This is a genomic window from Shewanella sp. ALD9 (assembly GCF_002836315.1).
Classification (GTDB): domain Bacteria; phylum Pseudomonadota; class Gammaproteobacteria; order Enterobacterales; family Shewanellaceae; genus Shewanella.
Window position 1 is genome coordinate 1 of sequence record NZ_PJCD01000040.1, and the last position, 15631, is coordinate 15631.

Here is a 15631-nt window from a genome sequence, read left to right on the forward strand (position 1 = left end):
ATTCAGTCGAATGGCTTTTTTATTACTGATTTTATAGCGTATTTAATCTTAGACAATGGTGTTGGGTATCAGTAATTGATGCAGTTCAGTTAAATTACGAACCTGATAACTTGGAGAGATATCATCACTTATAGGTTCGTCATGATGATTTAACCAACAAGTGTCGATACCTGCATTGATACCGCCTAAGATGTCAGAATGTAAGTTATCGCCAACCATAAGTACTTGATGCTTCTCCGGCTTTCCCATTAAGCTAAAAGCATGATGAAAAATAGCAACATCTGGCTTTGCTATACCTAGTTGTTCAGAAATAACCACCAGATTAAAAGCATCTTCAAAGCCAGTACGGCTCAAGCGGATATTTTGTAGCTCGGTAAAACCATTAGTAATTATACCAAGGTTAACTTTACCGCTTAGGGAATCAATCAGTTCTCGGGCACCAGGTAATGGCAGACAAATATCGGCCATAGCCGCAAGAAACTGACTGTTTAGATGCTGTGGAGTAACAGATAGTTTGTTCGCCCAGTGATGGAATCGGGTATGTTGTAAATGCGTAGCACTAATTAAACCGTTTTGATACTCGACCCACAATGGTTTATTTACTTGCTGATAAACAGCAAAGTCATCAATATTAAAATCAACTTCAAAGCGCGAAAACATTAATTTCAATCCAGCAAAAGCATCGAAATGAAATAGCGTTTCATCGGCATCAAATAAAATCCATTTATATTTATTGAGCAAATTCGACATCTACGAAGTCCTTCTTTTGTTTAAATGAATAACTAACCTCAGATCAAAATAATGCCCATTATTATAAAACTTTTTGTGCTGCTACTTATGGTAATAGGTATGATCTCAAGCTGAAGTGAGTTAACGATGGTGACTACGAGTTAAATAATGACATTAACTGCGCTTCTTGCTGCAGTAGACTTTGATAAATAGTTAACTGATTTATAGCGCGATCAAGATTGTGAGTTTGATACTTGATCCCAAAATATGTATCGCCATTTAAATAATCCGTTAAAAACCGTACCCCAAGCATTAATGGCATCACTTTAGTGCCGAGCCATAAACTACGTTTTTCGAGCGGAGTAATAATGTCAGCTAGAGATTCCATGTACGATGTTGTAGCTGCAATAATAATCTCAGGTCGGGCATATACATTGGTTAAATTAGTTGAGTCCTCTGGCTCTGGAGAGCAAAAAGCGCGCACCATATCACCAAAGTCATACATCAAATATCCTTTCATGCAGGTATCTAAATCAATAATGGCCATGCTGGACATATCTCGCCCATCAAACAGCATATTATTGATTTTAGTATCATTATGACATATTCGAACCGGTAATTCGGCTTCGTATTGTACCAATGTTGCCAGTAAATCTGTCTGTGACAAACACAAATTGACCCAATCTTTACAATGACTTAATCGATTGTGAGTGTCAGCTGCCTTTGCATCACGCAATTGAGCGATACGTTGAGGTAAATTCAAAAAATCAGGGATAACATCGACAATGTAACTAGGGTTCAAATCACTTAATGCTGCGGCAAAATGCCCAAAAGCCTCAGCTGCCAACTTAGCTTGAGCTGGTGTATCAACCACTTCAATCGTGTTGCTATGAGGTAAGTAATCTATTGCTCGCCAAAAACCTTGTTCGCCTAAATCCAAATATAGTGCACCTGCTATAGTGGCTATTGGACTAACCACTTGTAATGGATAATGGTGCTGTTGGTGCTTAATCAATAAATGCTGGCTAATATTGGCAGCATTTTGAATGACCACCTTAGGTTCAATAAATACTTGGGTATTAATGCGCTGCAACACCAACGATTTTGATTTATCACTCACCAAGAAGGTTTGATTAATATGGCCATTACCCAATGGATAAAGCGTACTATGCTCACTACTAAAACCAAACTGAGGCAATACATTTTTACGGATAAAATTGACCAATCAAAAACTCCAAATCATGTTCATCAAAGCAAAGATAACCAACACATTTCTTCTGTTTGGTTACCTTAATAATGGTTACTGGCTTAGTATCATTTCAAATTGAGGGTTTTGCATTAATGTTGCTTGGCTGCCCTTTAAACTAAATTCATAACCACACAACTTAAAGCTACCTCTAAGCGCAACATGATTAACAATGGCATCTTTATCCAGTGGCGTAAATCGAGCTTCACTGGCACCATCATCTAGTAGATCAACCGTTATTGGTCGGTAACGGCTACCGTCATTAAATTCAAGGTTGGTACAGGTTTTATCACCTATTGCAGTCGCTAAACGCCATAAATTTTGTTTATCACCACTTTCACCTAACCAACGTACGATAAGGATTTCGCCCTCTAAAGCGAGCCAAAACCCATCAGGCAGTTTGATCATTTGTCGAATGCTGGCTTGTTGTTGATTACTCATATCATCAACATGCTCAGTTTGCTCTGTGCCGTCGCCAGAAAATACACTGATTAAAGTGAAAACCAAATACACAACCACACTAACAGCAATAATAGCCACAGCAATTTTACCGATTAAAATCAACTTTGTCTGGTGTAACTTAGCCACATTCAACCAAGATTTTGCAAGTTCAGTAATCGACCCTGACTGCAACGCATCTTGATCAACATAAAGCGGCTGATGACTACGTTCTTGCGACGTCGAAAACGAATTGACCGGATCATCTTCTGTTGCTGTATCGAAATGTTGATCCATGTGTGTGCCAGCTTGCTCGAAACTTGTTTGCGGCACAGCATCATCATTAAATGGATGTTTGTCTCTATCGGCAGAATCTGGATGAGTTACACCCGTAAACGCTACTTCATCAGCTGGCTCTCTTGATGAAAAAGTGTTATCAGGCTGCTCATGAACAGGCATAACCTGCCCTTTCATTACCGGTTCTTGTCGATGAAAAACCGAGCCCGAAATGGATACTGATACCATGCTTGGTCCATAATATCCTTGCACATAGTTAATTGAATTTTTAGCCGGTAAGAATGCTAGGTAGCCACCACAAGCCAGGCCAAACAAAAACACTCCTGCTAGTGCGCCTAAAGGCGCCATTAAGTAGGTTAATATGCCAAAAACCAATACCGGAACAACACATACCATTGCCAATTTAATCGACTTATTGGCATCATTTAAGCGACGAACAGCCGATAAACCAACAATAGGCATTACTGCTAGCGTCACAATCCAATTAATTACACTTGCCGGAAATACAACAGCAGAGATTATTAGCAACAAAAATGCAGCTAAAATAACTCCCATTAACCTTAAGCCTGTGTCACGACCATCTCGGCACAGTAGGGTTTTTACAGACATCAATCATTCCTATTCATTTACAAAAAAATCAAAAAACAGCTGGCTACATAACAGAATGAGTCGGTGATTATCGTGCGTTATTACAACACAAATGGATTGTTCTCATCATCAAAATCGACACCCGCTATTAATAGCGCAAAGCCTACAGAATTTATCTTATAAAGCCATACCCAACCTAGATTTTGCGTTACTTTTTTATTCACTATCGCGTAAGTCACTTTTAAGCAATCCAAGAGTTGATTTCATTAATCTAATAGCTATTTGAGCATTTTAGACACAATACCAATATCTATCATTGCGCTAGCATAACCCTACAGTTAACGAGTATAATATTAAGCTTTCTTAATGAATAATCGGATGAGAAACCCTTTTTATGAGCACTCGTGGAAATCTTTTTATTGTGTCAGCCCCTAGTGGCGCAGGTAAATCATCACTTATATCAGCACTATTAAAAGATAAACCCAGCGATAAACAGGTTTCAGTGTCACATACGACCCGCAAACCTCGTCCAGGCGAAGTCGATGGCCAACATTATCATTTTATTACTGTGGAACAATTTAAAGCACTAATTACCCAAAATGCCTTTATTGAATGGGCCGAAGTTTTTGGCAATTTTTATGGCACTTCCAAGCTCGTCATCGAACAAACATTAGATAAAGGCATCGATGTATTTCTTGATATTGATTGGCAGGGCGCAGAACAAGTAAAAAAATTAATGACAACGGCGATTGGAGTGTTTATTTTACCGCCGTCTAAAGCTGAGCTTGAACGTCGTTTAACTGGCCGAGGTCAGGATAGTCAGCAAGTGATTGATTCGCGCATGGCACAAGCCGTTTCGGAAATGTCACATTATGCGCAATACGAATTTATAATTGTAAATGACGATTTCGATAACGCGCTAGCCGATTTAAGCGCCATTATTCGCAGTCAAAGGCTAACCTGTGCTAGTCAGCAGCATGCGCAAAATGATATGATTGTTGATCTCTTGGCAGATTAATTGTCATAGTGTATAATTTTGCGTCATTTTTTCCCATAGATAACACTGGAGTTTCAACACATGGCTCGCGTAACTGTAGAAGACGCCGTAAATAAAATCGGCAACCGTTTTGATATGATCCTGGTTGCAGCGCGTCGTGCACGCCAAATCGCCGTCCAAGGTAAAGAACCTATGGTTGATGAGATGAATGATAAACCAACGGTTGTCGCTTTACGTGAAATCGAATTAGGTTTAGTCACCTCAAACACTTTAGATGCTGATGAGCGCCAAACTGTTCGTGAACGTGAAGCAGCTGAAATTGCCGCTGTCGCAGCCATTGCAGAAGGCCGCGTTTTATAAGGAGTAGCGCCACTTGTATCTGTTTGAAGGTCTAAAAGAGTCAGCATCCAGCTATTTAGAGCCGGATCAAGTAGAATTACTCAAGCAGGCCTATTTGGTTGCGCGTGATGCCCACGAAGGGCAAATGCGCACAAGTGGCGAGCCTTATATTACCCATCCGGTTGCGGTTAGCCGCATCTTGGCAGACATGCGTCTCGATCACGAGTCGCTTATGGCTGCCTTGCTTCATGACACCATCGAAGATACTCCTGTCACCAAAGAAGAACTCACAGAGTTATTTGGTGTGGCGGTTGCAGAACTGGTGGAAGGTGTTTCAAAACTTGATAAAATCAAGTTTCGTGATAGAAAAGAAGCCCAAGCGGAAAATTTCCGTAAAATGATGATGGCAATGACTCAAGATATTCGAGTTATCCTCATCAAGTTGGCTGACCGAACTCACAACATGCGCACACTGGGCTCACTTCGCCCTGATAAACGTCGTCGTATTGCTCGCGAAACCCTAGAAATCTACGCCCCAATAGCTAACCGATTAGGTATTCACAATATCAAAATCGAACTTGAAGACTTAGGTTTTCAAGCCTATTACCCTATGCGACATAGAGTGATACGTGATGTTGTCAAAGCAGCTCGTGGGAATCGTAAAGAATTAATTAACAGTATTGAAGTGGCCATTGAAACACGCCTTGAAGAAGCTGGGATCCCCACTAAAGTCAAAGGTCGTGAAAAAAACCTCTATTCGATTTATCGAAAAATGCGCAGTAAAGAACTGCAATTTCAAGAGGTTATGGATATCTATGCGTTCCGAGTTATCGTTGACTCTATTGATACCTGTTATCGCGTGCTCGGCGCTATGCACGGATTATACAAGCCGCGCCCAGGACGTTTTAAAGATTATATCGCTATTCCCAAAGCCAACGGTTATCAATCATTACACACATCATTATTTGGCCCTCATGCGGTTCCTGTTGAAGTGCAAATTCGCACCGAAGAAATGGATCAAATGGCCGACAAAGGTGTTGCTGCGCATTGGATGTATAAAAACAATACCGATACGGCTCAACAAAGCACTTCTCAAGTTCGTGCTCATAAATGGATGCAAAGTTTGCTTGAGTTACAGCAAAGTGCCAGCAGCTCATTTGAATTTGTTGAAAACGTTAAAACTGAATTATTCCCTGAAGAAATCTACGTTTTTACCCCTGAAGGTCGTATCTTAGAATTGCCGGTCAATGCCACTGCCGTCGATTTTGCCTACGAAGTGCATACTGATGTGGGCAATACCTGTGTTGGCGCACGCGTTAATCGTCAAGCATACCCGCTGAGCCAACCATTAATTTCAGGGCAAACCGTTGAAATCATTACCGCAAAAGGTGCTCGCCCTAATGCTGCATGGTTAAACTTTGTCGTAACGGGTAAAGCTCGTGGTAAAATTCGTCAAGTATTAAAGAGTCTTAAAGGCGATAACGCTATCGCATTAGGTAAGCGTTTACTAAACCATGCCTTAGGTGATACTAAGCTTGAGACCATTCCGGCTGAATTACTTGAGAAAGTGATCAAAGAAACCAAACACACATCTTTAGAATCGCTGCTAGCAGATATTGGCTTAGGCAATGCCATGAGCATTGTGATTGCCCAGCGCTTGGTTGGTGAGCAGTTTGATTCGCAAGATAGCAATAAAGAAAAACCACAAATGCCAATTCGCGGTGCTGAAGGTATGTTGGTCACTTACGCCAATTGTTGTCGCCCAATTCCTGGTGATGCCGTCATCGCCCATGTAAGCCCAGGCAAAGGTCTGGTAGTGCATATGGAAAGCTGTGCCAATATTCGCGGCTATCAAGGCGAACCTGATAAGTATATTTCAGTGCATTGGGATAACGTAGAAGGCGCAGAATACCAAGCAAATCTACGGGTTGAAATTGTTAACCATCAAGGTGCATTAGCAAAAATCACTTCTATCATCGCATCTGCTGGATCTAATATTCATAATCTCAGTACCGAAGAACGTGATGGCCGAGTGTATTTGATTAATTTACGTATTTCAGTTAAAGATCGTGTTCACCTTGCAAACGTTATGCGCAGAATACGTGTTTTACCTGAAGTGCTACGTACCTCACGCAATAGATAGAAATAATATGAGGTGAGGTGTGCAAAATTGGCATCTCATGAATATCCATATCAAAATTTAAATGTTACTTCCCAATAAGGTTTGCGGCGCCTCATCAACATAATCAGTTAATGACACCATCTCCATCACTCGTTGTTGAGTTTTATCAGCAGCCTTGCGCCACTTTTTATGCTTGTCAGAACGGTCAACTTGATGATTAAAGCGCACCACTAAATAATGGCCTTCATCTAAACCTAAACAATACATGTCGGTGCGACTGCGTGAATGGGGTTTAACCAGTTGATGAAACACCCACTCAGTACCATTTATTTGTACCGTAGTAGCATCTGGAATTTTTGGGTAACCACCATTGTTTATAGCTGCTTCTAATTGAATAGCCATTACCTCATCTGAAAGAGTGGTTTGTTTACTCATTTCTTGCCTTATCCTAGTGTTGCTACCTTTAGCTTTATCACCAGGCTCAGGGTGATTATAATATTGATCATATTCTTGATTAAGCCATGAACCAAGCGCCTGGTTATCGAGCGCATTAATACCATCAGGTTTTTTTTATTCTAAACACACTGCTGAGCATGCGGTATTCACTGCGGGGAAAAATGCCGACAATGGGTAGATACATCCAAACTCGAGTATAGATATGCACATAGGTTTCGTGGGTGTGAGTTTTTTGCTTCGTATTAAACCAATACCTATTTCTATAAGGATAATTAACCTCTTTGGGTAACTGCCGAGCGACTATATTACTGATAGGAATAGTTATTTTTAACAGTTTATCTTCTAAAATAAACCGCTCATTGACGAGCTGAATAAAATCAGCACCACCAACAAAGCCTTGCCACAAGCGCTTCAATAAACCCATTATGCCGTTTCTTGCCCAGACGAAGTATCATTGGATAGTCGCGATTGTGGCTCATCTGCAACATAATCAGTTAATGACACCATCTCCATCACCCGTTGCTGGGTTTGATTGGCCGCCTTGCGCCACTTTTTATGCTTATCAGAACGGTCTACACGATGGCTAAAACGCACCACTAAATAATGGCCTTCATCCAAGCCTAAACAATACATATCTGTCCGACTGCGAGATTTCGGTTTCACCAGTTGATAAAATACCCATTGAATATTATTAAAGCTGGCTGAAGTTGCAGCAGGAATTTCAGGGTAACCACTACCATTTATATAAGCTTGCAACTGTGAAGCCATATGAGGAGTAGTTAGATCACCGTGTCTTTGTTGCATTTCGGCAATTAAAGTAGTATTTCGTCCTTTAGATTTATCTCCTAGTTCAGGGTGATTATAATATTCATCATATTCTTGATTAAGCCATTGACCTAATGCCAGATTATCAAGCGCATTCACTCCCTCAGGAGTTTTCTTGATCCGAAATACACAACCTAACATGCCATATTCACTGCTAGGCAACATACCGATAATAGGTAAATACATCCAAACTCGAGTATAGATATGCACATAAGTTTCATGAGTATGAGTTTCTTGATTAGTGTGAAACCAATGGTTATTTTTATAAGGGTAATTGACTTCTTTAGTCGGCTTTCGAGCAACAACATTACTAATAGGAATAGTGACTTTGAGTAGTTTACCTTCTAAAATAAACCGCTCTGTCACCAGCTGAGTAAAATCGGCCCCGCCAACAAAACCTTGCCATAATGCTTTGATTAATTTCTTCATAATAACTGGTTCATCTGTTCTGCTTGATTGATATACTTTCTAACATATGCAGCTCGTTTATGATCACCTAGCATCACCAGTTGCTGATGATATGTTTTCACCCCGAGAAATGGCAAGGTATGCGGACTTATTCCAGGTGAGCCTAGCAATGCTCTGGCAAATTTTAACGAACGCGCAAAACTACTTTTTGACAGATCATTTTTACCGGCTAGATTAGGCACGGGATCGAATGGATTATTACGCGGCTGATGGGTTTTTAACCCCACCAATTTAGCCGTTTGTTGCAAGTCAGTTACATTAGCGCCGCTGCCATGAATCGCTAATTCTTGACCGGTTAATAAGCCTTGATAATGAACTCGGTAATAGCGTAATGCCGATAAGAAAATAATCGCCCCCTGGCTGTGCGCTACCCATTTAACTTTTTTACCCAACTGTTGGTTTTGCTTCAATACTGCCGCCAAGTGCTGGGCATTATGGGAAGTATTGCTTTGGCTTTTATCAAAAGCACATTCAATAAGATCACGCACCACTTTATCACTGGGGTTATGAAATAAAGTATAAGCTTTAATTGCATCACTTTGATACGCATTATCTAAATGGGTACCCATTAACCACTGCGCTTTAGTAAACTCATTTAGCATACCGTTAACCGCAGCATGAGTGGTATTCACTTGGGTGCTTGGTTTCGGATCGCCCCATTCATTGGCAAGCTTCTCTATTTCATCTTCCGTTTTTACACCGTCATATTTTGCCCCTATACCTATTCTTTCAACTTGATACAGCATGGTGCGCTCATCTGTGTGGCGATCTTTTTCACCATACAACTGTTTATCAAAATAAATATCGGTGACATGCACTTGGCAGTTGGTGGCTATTTTGTAATCTATAAAATAGTGATAATTACGGAAGGGGATATCTGTGCGACGCATATGCCTAAAGGGATTACGGCTTTGTTTAACTGACGAGGCTGCTGTTGGTTGCTGGATAATAAATTGAATTTCTTTAATCACCTGCTGTTGGTCATAATCATTAAGGCTTTGCAGCATAACAAATGCTTGATAGGCAAATTCAACTTTTTGGTAATTAAAGTCAACAGGTCATCGAAGTCCATGCTCTAATGCTGTTTGATGGTCTAAACCCATTAAACTATGAGGTGAACTCGGTTGTAGTGCGTCTTTATTTGTACTGCTGTTTTTCCAAGTCATGCTATTCATCCGTGATACATAAATTGTGTATCATAAAATGGATTGTTGATTTTATATATAGCTACAAATGACTGATTTTATTAAAGTAAGTAATACTTGATGATAGTGTGTTAACAATAAACTCATGTCGATCAATTTAGGTCAGACGTTAGTCATAGTATTGAAACTGTTTAAGGAGGCTTGCTCAAACAGCGCTAAGCCGATACATTGACGAGTAATTTTTACCAAACAACACAATTAAAGAGAACTCAACATGGCCGAAAAAATTATCATCGCAACCGACAAAGCTCCACAAGCTATTGGCACTTACTCACAAGCAGTTAAAGTCGGCAGTACCGTTTATCTTTCAGGTCAGATACCGTTAGATCCAAAAACCATGACCATGGTAAGCGATGATTTTGCAGAACAAGTCGTACAAGTGTTCGAAAATTTGACCGCTGTATGTGAAGCAGCAGGTGGAAGAATGAGTGACATCGTTAAGCTCAATATATTCTTAACCGATTTATCTCATTTTGCCACTGTAAACGAAATTATGAGTCGTTACTTCCAACAACCTTATCCAGCTCGTGCCGCTATTGGCGTCAAAGAGTTACCAAAGGGATCATTGGTAGAAATGGACGGAATAATGGAAATTTAACGAAAAATATACCACTTTTAAAACGCGCCTAGGGCGTATACCGAATCAGTTAAGCGGTAAAACGACAAAATTTAACTGATCGGTTGACCGATCTTTCTAGCCTGCGAAAATCCGATAATCTTTATTATCGGATTTTTTATGGAACTTTCACCACCCCTTGCCTCACACTTCAATTAATCGTCTAACTGAGTTTTTTATCTCTCGCTGATGTACTAGAACCCGGGATTATTCAATCCTGCCTTAATTCAAATGGCGTAGCGACGTTAAGGCGATGTAAATTGCCCATGGACGCGATAGTTTGGGTTGTTATAGGCATGTCTCTATTCCGCTCAGAATACGTCCGTCAATTGATTAATAAGCTTGATACTGTGTTGCTAATGGCAGGGTTTCACCCGCTGAATATGAAAATCATCATTTTAGAACGTTACAAAGTGTCCAGTATTCCTAGGCCTTACCAAAGGCAAGCGAGAAAGGCGTTATCCACGGCACTTAAAAATTCATTAAAAACAGTATCCTGTAGCAAAAAAAAATACCGCTCACCTTAAGTGAACGGCATTACGCCTAGGGCGCCTTTTTTATATATGTATCATTAATAATGCAATAATTAACTGCGACGGCGTAAGCCTAGAGCACCTAATAACATCAATGCAAAGTAACCTAAACTACCACCATCACTGTCTTGAACAGGCTCTGGTGTTGGCGTAGGAGTTGGCGTTACTGGCGCAGGATAGCTTAATGCAATAATCACTGGATCATGGTCTGAAGCTGAGAATGGACTTTCAGTTTTAACCAGATCTCCGGTGTACTTGCTACCATATTCAAACAGGTTAGATTCAACTGAGTTAATGTGCCAGTCGTCAATACCGACTAACTTAGCCGCTAAACTCTCATTGGCTAAAGCATGGTCTAAATTACCTAATTCACCACTATAACTATATGAATAAGTGGCTGCGCCATGTGCTTGAGTGTTTAAGTTAATTAAACCATAACCTTTATCTATCACGCTGCCTTCACGCTCGTACACTTTACCGTTTAAGGTAGTCCACGATGCAGTGCGGATAACATGATCTGTAGTTGAGGCATCGTAATCAGTTAATACTGCTACCGGATCTTCTTTGCCGTAGGCATTTAAATCACCAATAACCAGTACATCACCAGCAACATCTTTTAGTGACTCACCGAGTACTTTGGCTGCTGATACACGAAATGCATTACACTTTCCTTGCAAGTCTGCTGGCTCAGCGTTTTCGTTAAATTCAGCCCAGTCCTCAATACAGCCTGAACCTTTCGATTTTAAGTGGTTAACCACAACAGTTAACTTTTCATCGTTAATGCTAAAGGTTTGCACTAAGCTATGACGTTGGAACTTTTCATAACTCGGGCTTTGCTCAACAACGCCATCTTTCTCACGGGTTTGCGCACCTTCTGCAGCATGTTGTTCTGGCGTCGCAATCACTTTTGCCGCGCCGTCTAATGTAATACGGGCTGGGCGATATAACATGCCAACTGTAATAGCATCACTGCCGATGAATTTGTCTTCATACTTATCAGCATCTTCAATTTCAACAAAGCGATACGCTTGATCATCAGTTAATTCTGCGTTCAATGCATCTACAAGGTTTTGAATAGCACTTAACTCGCCAAAGCCATTGTTAGCGATTTCCATTAAGCCAACAACATCAGCATTCATGGCGACAAGCGCATTCACTATTTTAGTACGCTGCAACACCATTTCTTCTTCGATTAATGCACCACGATTGCTGTTTGATGGATTAGCATCACCGCCAACAACGTCATTAAAGAAGTTCAACACGTTAAAGCTCGCTACGCGAATGTCGCCCATATCTGCCACTGTAGGCGCATCGGTACGATCGTTTACACGGATAAAATCGCCAGCAGTAATTATGTTGGTCGGTAAAATACGGAATGCGTTGTAGCTATAACCGATCACACCTTCAAGGTTAGTCAATTGATCGCCAACACGAATGTAACCCGTTTCTGCGTTAAACTCTGGGAAATAAGGTACTTCACCATCTTTCGCTTTGAAATCAGATTCAACAAATAACTGGTTCACCGCGTTAGCTTGAGCCAGTGCAATAGAATCTGCTGAGTTTGGCTCAAATACTTGAGTTGGTTTCATTAATGGCGCTTTATGTGACAACACCATATTGTTACGACGTCCGTCATAATCGTAGCTAAAGGTACGGGTGATTTTCATCTCACTACCCGCATCTAATACTACTTTCATGCCTTCAACACGCTCTAATGCTTGCGTTAGGGTTTCGCCATCGGCAACATAAAATGCACTGGCTAGAGGCACTTCACCTAATGCGCCAACTTCAATTTTTTGATCGTCCTTAAGGTTAATCTGAGTCGAGCCGTAATACTCGTTTACTTTACCTTGCACACACACTTCAGTGCCTGGCTGAATAGTATCTGGTGCAGCTTCGTTCAAGTAGACGAAAATGCCGTCTGAAGTATAAGGTGAGTTGTCACCTTGCATGTCTTGAATAAAGAAGCCTTTGTATAAACTGTCGCTTCTAGAAGTAACAATCCCTTTTATGGTCACTTCATTAGCCGATTCATAACTACCATCGGCAATTAATGGACTAGAGTCACCTGCACCTTGCACATCATAAATGTTGGTCAGTGTGGCCCCATTACAGGTAAATACTGTTGGCTCTGGTGTTACTGCGGTATCAAGCGAGCCTAAACCACTAAAGGTGTCTTTATCTAATGTGACCCATTGGCTAGCATCATAAGTAGTGCTGGCAGTTAAGGCGTCTAATTTACGCTGGAATGTGGTGTCAAACCCCCAACCTGCTGGTGTTGGAATGTCACCAACAACATCAACCAACACACCGTCTTTTAATAGGCCGACAGCATCGCCACCATTAAAGTATAAGTTACCGGTCATCGAGTCGGTTGAGGCTGGCAAGGTAATCGCTGCACTTGAATGCAAAATGACTTTGACACTTTTAGCAGCAATAGTGTCAGTTAATTCCACCATATCAAGCGCTGCAGAGTCACCGTCTTTGTAACGTACTAATTTGTAGCCTGTTAAATCAATTGCAACGTCACTGTTGTTATACAGTTCAATCGCTTTGTTGTTTGAACTACCTTCAACGTATTCACTAATTAACACCTCTGCATTTGCCATTATCGGCATTGCAGCGGCTACTGCGAGTGAAACCGCCGTTAGTTTAGTCAGTCCTTTCATTTTTTAACCCCATATTTTGTAATATAAATGCTATTTTTTTGTAATATGCGGGGCGATTGTCCCAAAGTTTGTTTACAGAAAAAAGAACATTGATCACATTAATGGGGTAAACAAATTTACTATCTGATTGATTATCAAGTAATTTTGTTTTAATTAGAAAACGATGATAAATAAAATCAAAAATACCTCAACTAAAACAACATTTAGCGCAAAAACAAGCATTGAGGGGGTGGTTGTTAAAAAATATAGATTTTGTAACACTTATTGTTCAAAAAAATAAAAAAATGACAACATACTGTTTGATATTTTAATTCATGTCATGGAATCATCTTGAAAATGTAAGGTTTTTACCCGATTATTACGCTAACATTGACCACCAACACTCGTAGTATGTTGAATACACCATGAATAAAAACCAATAAATCACTTAAGGTATGTGAGTTATTGTCGATATTGATCATGACTCGATGTCATGTTGGTCACAACAAAATATTATTAAGCTGACTATTTAGTATCAATATACTAAAAGCTCATCTAGTATTTGAATTTATTATCTTTACCGGTTTAGGTGCTCAAACCATGAAACAAGTTGATTTCAGAAATATCGATAAACTTTTCATCAAAATGTCCATTAACGATAAGTTCTGGGCTATTTTCGGACTGTTCCTGATTATTTTATCTAGTGTATCGATTAGTAGTTACGTTAATAAAATTGAAAATATAGAACAGCAATCATTACTGGTTTTAGAGCAAAAAACAGCAGCTATGGTTCAAGCACTTGATGCCACGAGCCAACTAGAACAAGCTTCAACATTAGGTTTACAAGTCTCAGGACGTTCACAAACAAGTTCACGCCAACGAGATACTATTACTGCCGTTTATGCATTAGATGGCCAATATTATACCCTGAGCGAATCTGTTTCTGGACAAGAAGCCAGCGCAAAACAAGCTGCTTTGATATCACTGTTAATGTCATTTTTATGGGTATTGCCTTTTGTAGTAGTGATTTATTGGACGGCCACGTTCCTTGGCGGTGCACTTTGGGTGTTATGGGATACCACGGAAAAAATTGCTAAAGGTGATTTAACCTCTCGTTTAGGCTTCCATCCTGGTCGTGATGAATTTGGCACCATTGGTTGCGCACTTGATAAAGCCATGGACACATTAACCGATCTCGTTGTCGCGGTGAAGAAAAGTGCCGATACATTGCAAACAACCTCGAGCTCATTCGCCAATGAAGCAGTACAAAGCGCGGAACAAATTGATTTACAATATGCTTCACTTGACTCGGTTGCTACAGCGATGGAAGAAATGACGGCATCAGCTGCCGAAGTCTCTAATATCGCTCGAAATTCAACTCAACGTGTTGAACAAGATTCAGAGTATACACGTCAGAGTTATGACCGAGCTAAGCGTGCGATTAATGAAATTAAGCAGTTATCGACCTACATTGAACAAACATCAAACTCGGTCAATACCCTAAAAATTAATGCTACCAATATTAATGAAGTGATCACCACCATTAATGCTATTTCAGATCAAACCAACTTACTGGCATTAAACGCAGCAATTGAAGCGGCACGTGCAGGTGAAATGGGCCGTGGTTTTGCGGTGGTTGCCGACGAAGTAAGAACCCTTGCGGGTCGTACTCAAGCTGCGACGGTTGAAATTCATAAAATGATTGAATTACTGCAAAGTGAAACACTCAATATTGACAGCATTACTCAAGATACTGTCAAACAAGCACAAACCAGTAGCGATCTAATTACTAATATTGGAACCGATATTAATGCCATTTCTGAATCTGCGAATTCAATTATGGACATGAGTTTCCAAATTTCTACATCGTCAGAAGAACAAAGTGCAGTGGCCAATGACATTGCAAAAGAGCTGACGGACATAAGACAGAAATCAAATATTATTAGAGGCTTATCGCAACAGTCTTCAAGTGGAGTTAAAGATCTAGCAAAAGCATCAGCTGATTTGGGTAAAATTCTTAGTCGATACCGTACTAATTAATCTCAGCTCAGATTATAACTTATTAGTTTGTATGTTTATTTGACTATAAGCGCTAAATGAAAAGCCGATATCGATGATATCGGC

The 15631-nt window shown here is 40.3% G+C and carries 13 protein-coding genes and 1 pseudogene; 6 read left to right on the forward strand and 8 right to left on the reverse strand.

Going from position 1 to position 15631, the window contains the following annotated elements; genetic code table 11:
- Positions 1 to 48: 48 nt before the first annotated feature.
- From yjjG to CXF88_RS16345, 3 genes are all read right to left on the reverse strand, one after another.
- Positions 49 to 750: a pyrimidine 5'-nucleotidase gene (gene yjjG / locus CXF88_RS16335; protein WP_101087660.1), complete on the reverse strand. Its 702-nt coding sequence runs from the start codon at positions 748 to 750 to the stop codon at positions 49 to 51.
- A 133-nt stretch (positions 751 to 883) separates the two neighbouring features.
- Positions 884 to 1954, reverse strand: coding sequence for an aminoglycoside phosphotransferase family protein (locus CXF88_RS16340; protein WP_101087661.1), 1071 nt, complete (start codon positions 1952 to 1954; stop codon positions 884 to 886).
- Between the two features lie 75 nt (positions 1955 to 2029).
- Positions 2030 to 3319, reverse strand: a complete 1290-nt coding sequence (locus CXF88_RS16345) for a DUF805 domain-containing protein (RefSeq protein ID WP_101087662.1) — start codon at positions 3317 to 3319, stop codon at positions 2030 to 2032.
- A 373-nt stretch (positions 3320 to 3692) separates the two neighbouring features.
- Here CXF88_RS16345 and gmk point away from each other — a divergent pair, with 373 nt between their 5' ends.
- The 3 genes from gmk to spoT are packed head-to-tail and all read left to right on the forward strand — an operon-like array spanning position 3693 to position 6777.
- Positions 3693 to 4316, forward strand: coding sequence for a guanylate kinase (gmk, locus tag CXF88_RS16350; RefSeq protein WP_101087663.1), 624 nt, complete (start codon positions 3693 to 3695; stop codon positions 4314 to 4316).
- A gap of 60 nt (positions 4317 to 4376) precedes the next feature.
- Positions 4377 to 4655: a DNA-directed RNA polymerase subunit omega gene (gene rpoZ, locus CXF88_RS16355; RefSeq protein ID WP_011635854.1), complete on the forward strand. Its 279-nt coding sequence runs from the start codon at positions 4377 to 4379 to the stop codon at positions 4653 to 4655.
- Between the two features lie 13 nt (positions 4656 to 4668).
- Entirely contained in the window at positions 4669 to 6777 is a 2109-nt protein-coding gene (gene spoT, locus CXF88_RS16360; protein ID WP_101087664.1) for a bifunctional GTP diphosphokinase/guanosine-3',5'-bis pyrophosphate 3'-pyrophosphohydrolase, read from the forward strand.
- Between the two features lie 57 nt (positions 6778 to 6834).
- Here the strand turns inward: spoT and CXF88_RS16365 are convergent, their stop codons facing one another.
- The 4 genes from CXF88_RS16365 to CXF88_RS16380 all read right to left on the reverse strand — a co-directional run bounded on the left by CXF88_RS16365 (position 6835) and on the right by CXF88_RS16380 (position 9512).
- A complete protein-coding gene (locus tag CXF88_RS16365; protein ID WP_101087665.1) occupies positions 6835 to 7191 on the reverse strand; it encodes a hypothetical protein in 357 nt (118 codons plus the stop codon).
- A gap of 124 nt (positions 7192 to 7315) precedes the next feature.
- The gene (locus CXF88_RS16370; RefSeq protein ID WP_101087666.1) at positions 7316 to 7636 is read right to left on the reverse strand and encodes a hypothetical protein; all 321 of its coding nucleotides are present in this window, start codon (positions 7634 to 7636) and stop codon (positions 7316 to 7318) included.
- The gene (locus CXF88_RS16375) at positions 7636 to 8466 is read right to left on the reverse strand and encodes a hypothetical protein (protein WP_101087667.1); all 831 of its coding nucleotides are present in this window, start codon (positions 8464 to 8466) and stop codon (positions 7636 to 7638) included. Before CXF88_RS16375 ends, CXF88_RS16370 begins: the two co-directional genes overlap by 1 nt.
- Entirely contained in the window at positions 8463 to 9512 is a 1050-nt protein-coding gene (locus CXF88_RS16380; RefSeq protein WP_242445182.1) for a hypothetical protein, read from the reverse strand. The genes CXF88_RS16375 and CXF88_RS16380 overlap by 4 nt, the downstream gene beginning before the upstream one ends.
- A 412-nt stretch (positions 9513 to 9924) precedes the next feature.
- Between CXF88_RS16380 and CXF88_RS16385 the strand changes: the two genes are divergently transcribed.
- Positions 9925 to 10308 carry a RidA family protein gene (locus CXF88_RS16385; RefSeq protein WP_011635852.1) on the forward strand — a complete coding sequence of 128 codons (384 nt, stop codon included), beginning with the start codon at positions 9925 to 9927 and terminating at the stop codon, positions 10306 to 10308.
- 157 nt (positions 10309 to 10465) lie between these two features.
- A pseudogene (locus tag CXF88_RS16390) lies at positions 10466 to 10682 on the forward strand (transposase domain-containing protein); the annotation flags it as partial.
- 230 nt (positions 10683 to 10912) lie between these two features.
- On the opposite strand, the gene exeM reads toward CXF88_RS16390, so the two are convergent.
- Positions 10913 to 13528, reverse strand: coding sequence for an extracellular exonuclease ExeM (exeM, locus tag CXF88_RS16395; protein WP_101087668.1), 2616 nt, complete (start codon positions 13526 to 13528; stop codon positions 10913 to 10915).
- A 579-nt stretch (positions 13529 to 14107) separates the two neighbouring features.
- Between exeM and CXF88_RS16400 the strand changes: the two genes are divergently transcribed.
- Entirely contained in the window at positions 14108 to 15547 is a 1440-nt protein-coding gene (locus tag CXF88_RS16400; protein WP_101087669.1) for a methyl-accepting chemotaxis protein, read from the forward strand.
- The last annotated feature ends 84 nt before the right edge of the window (positions 15548 to 15631 follow it).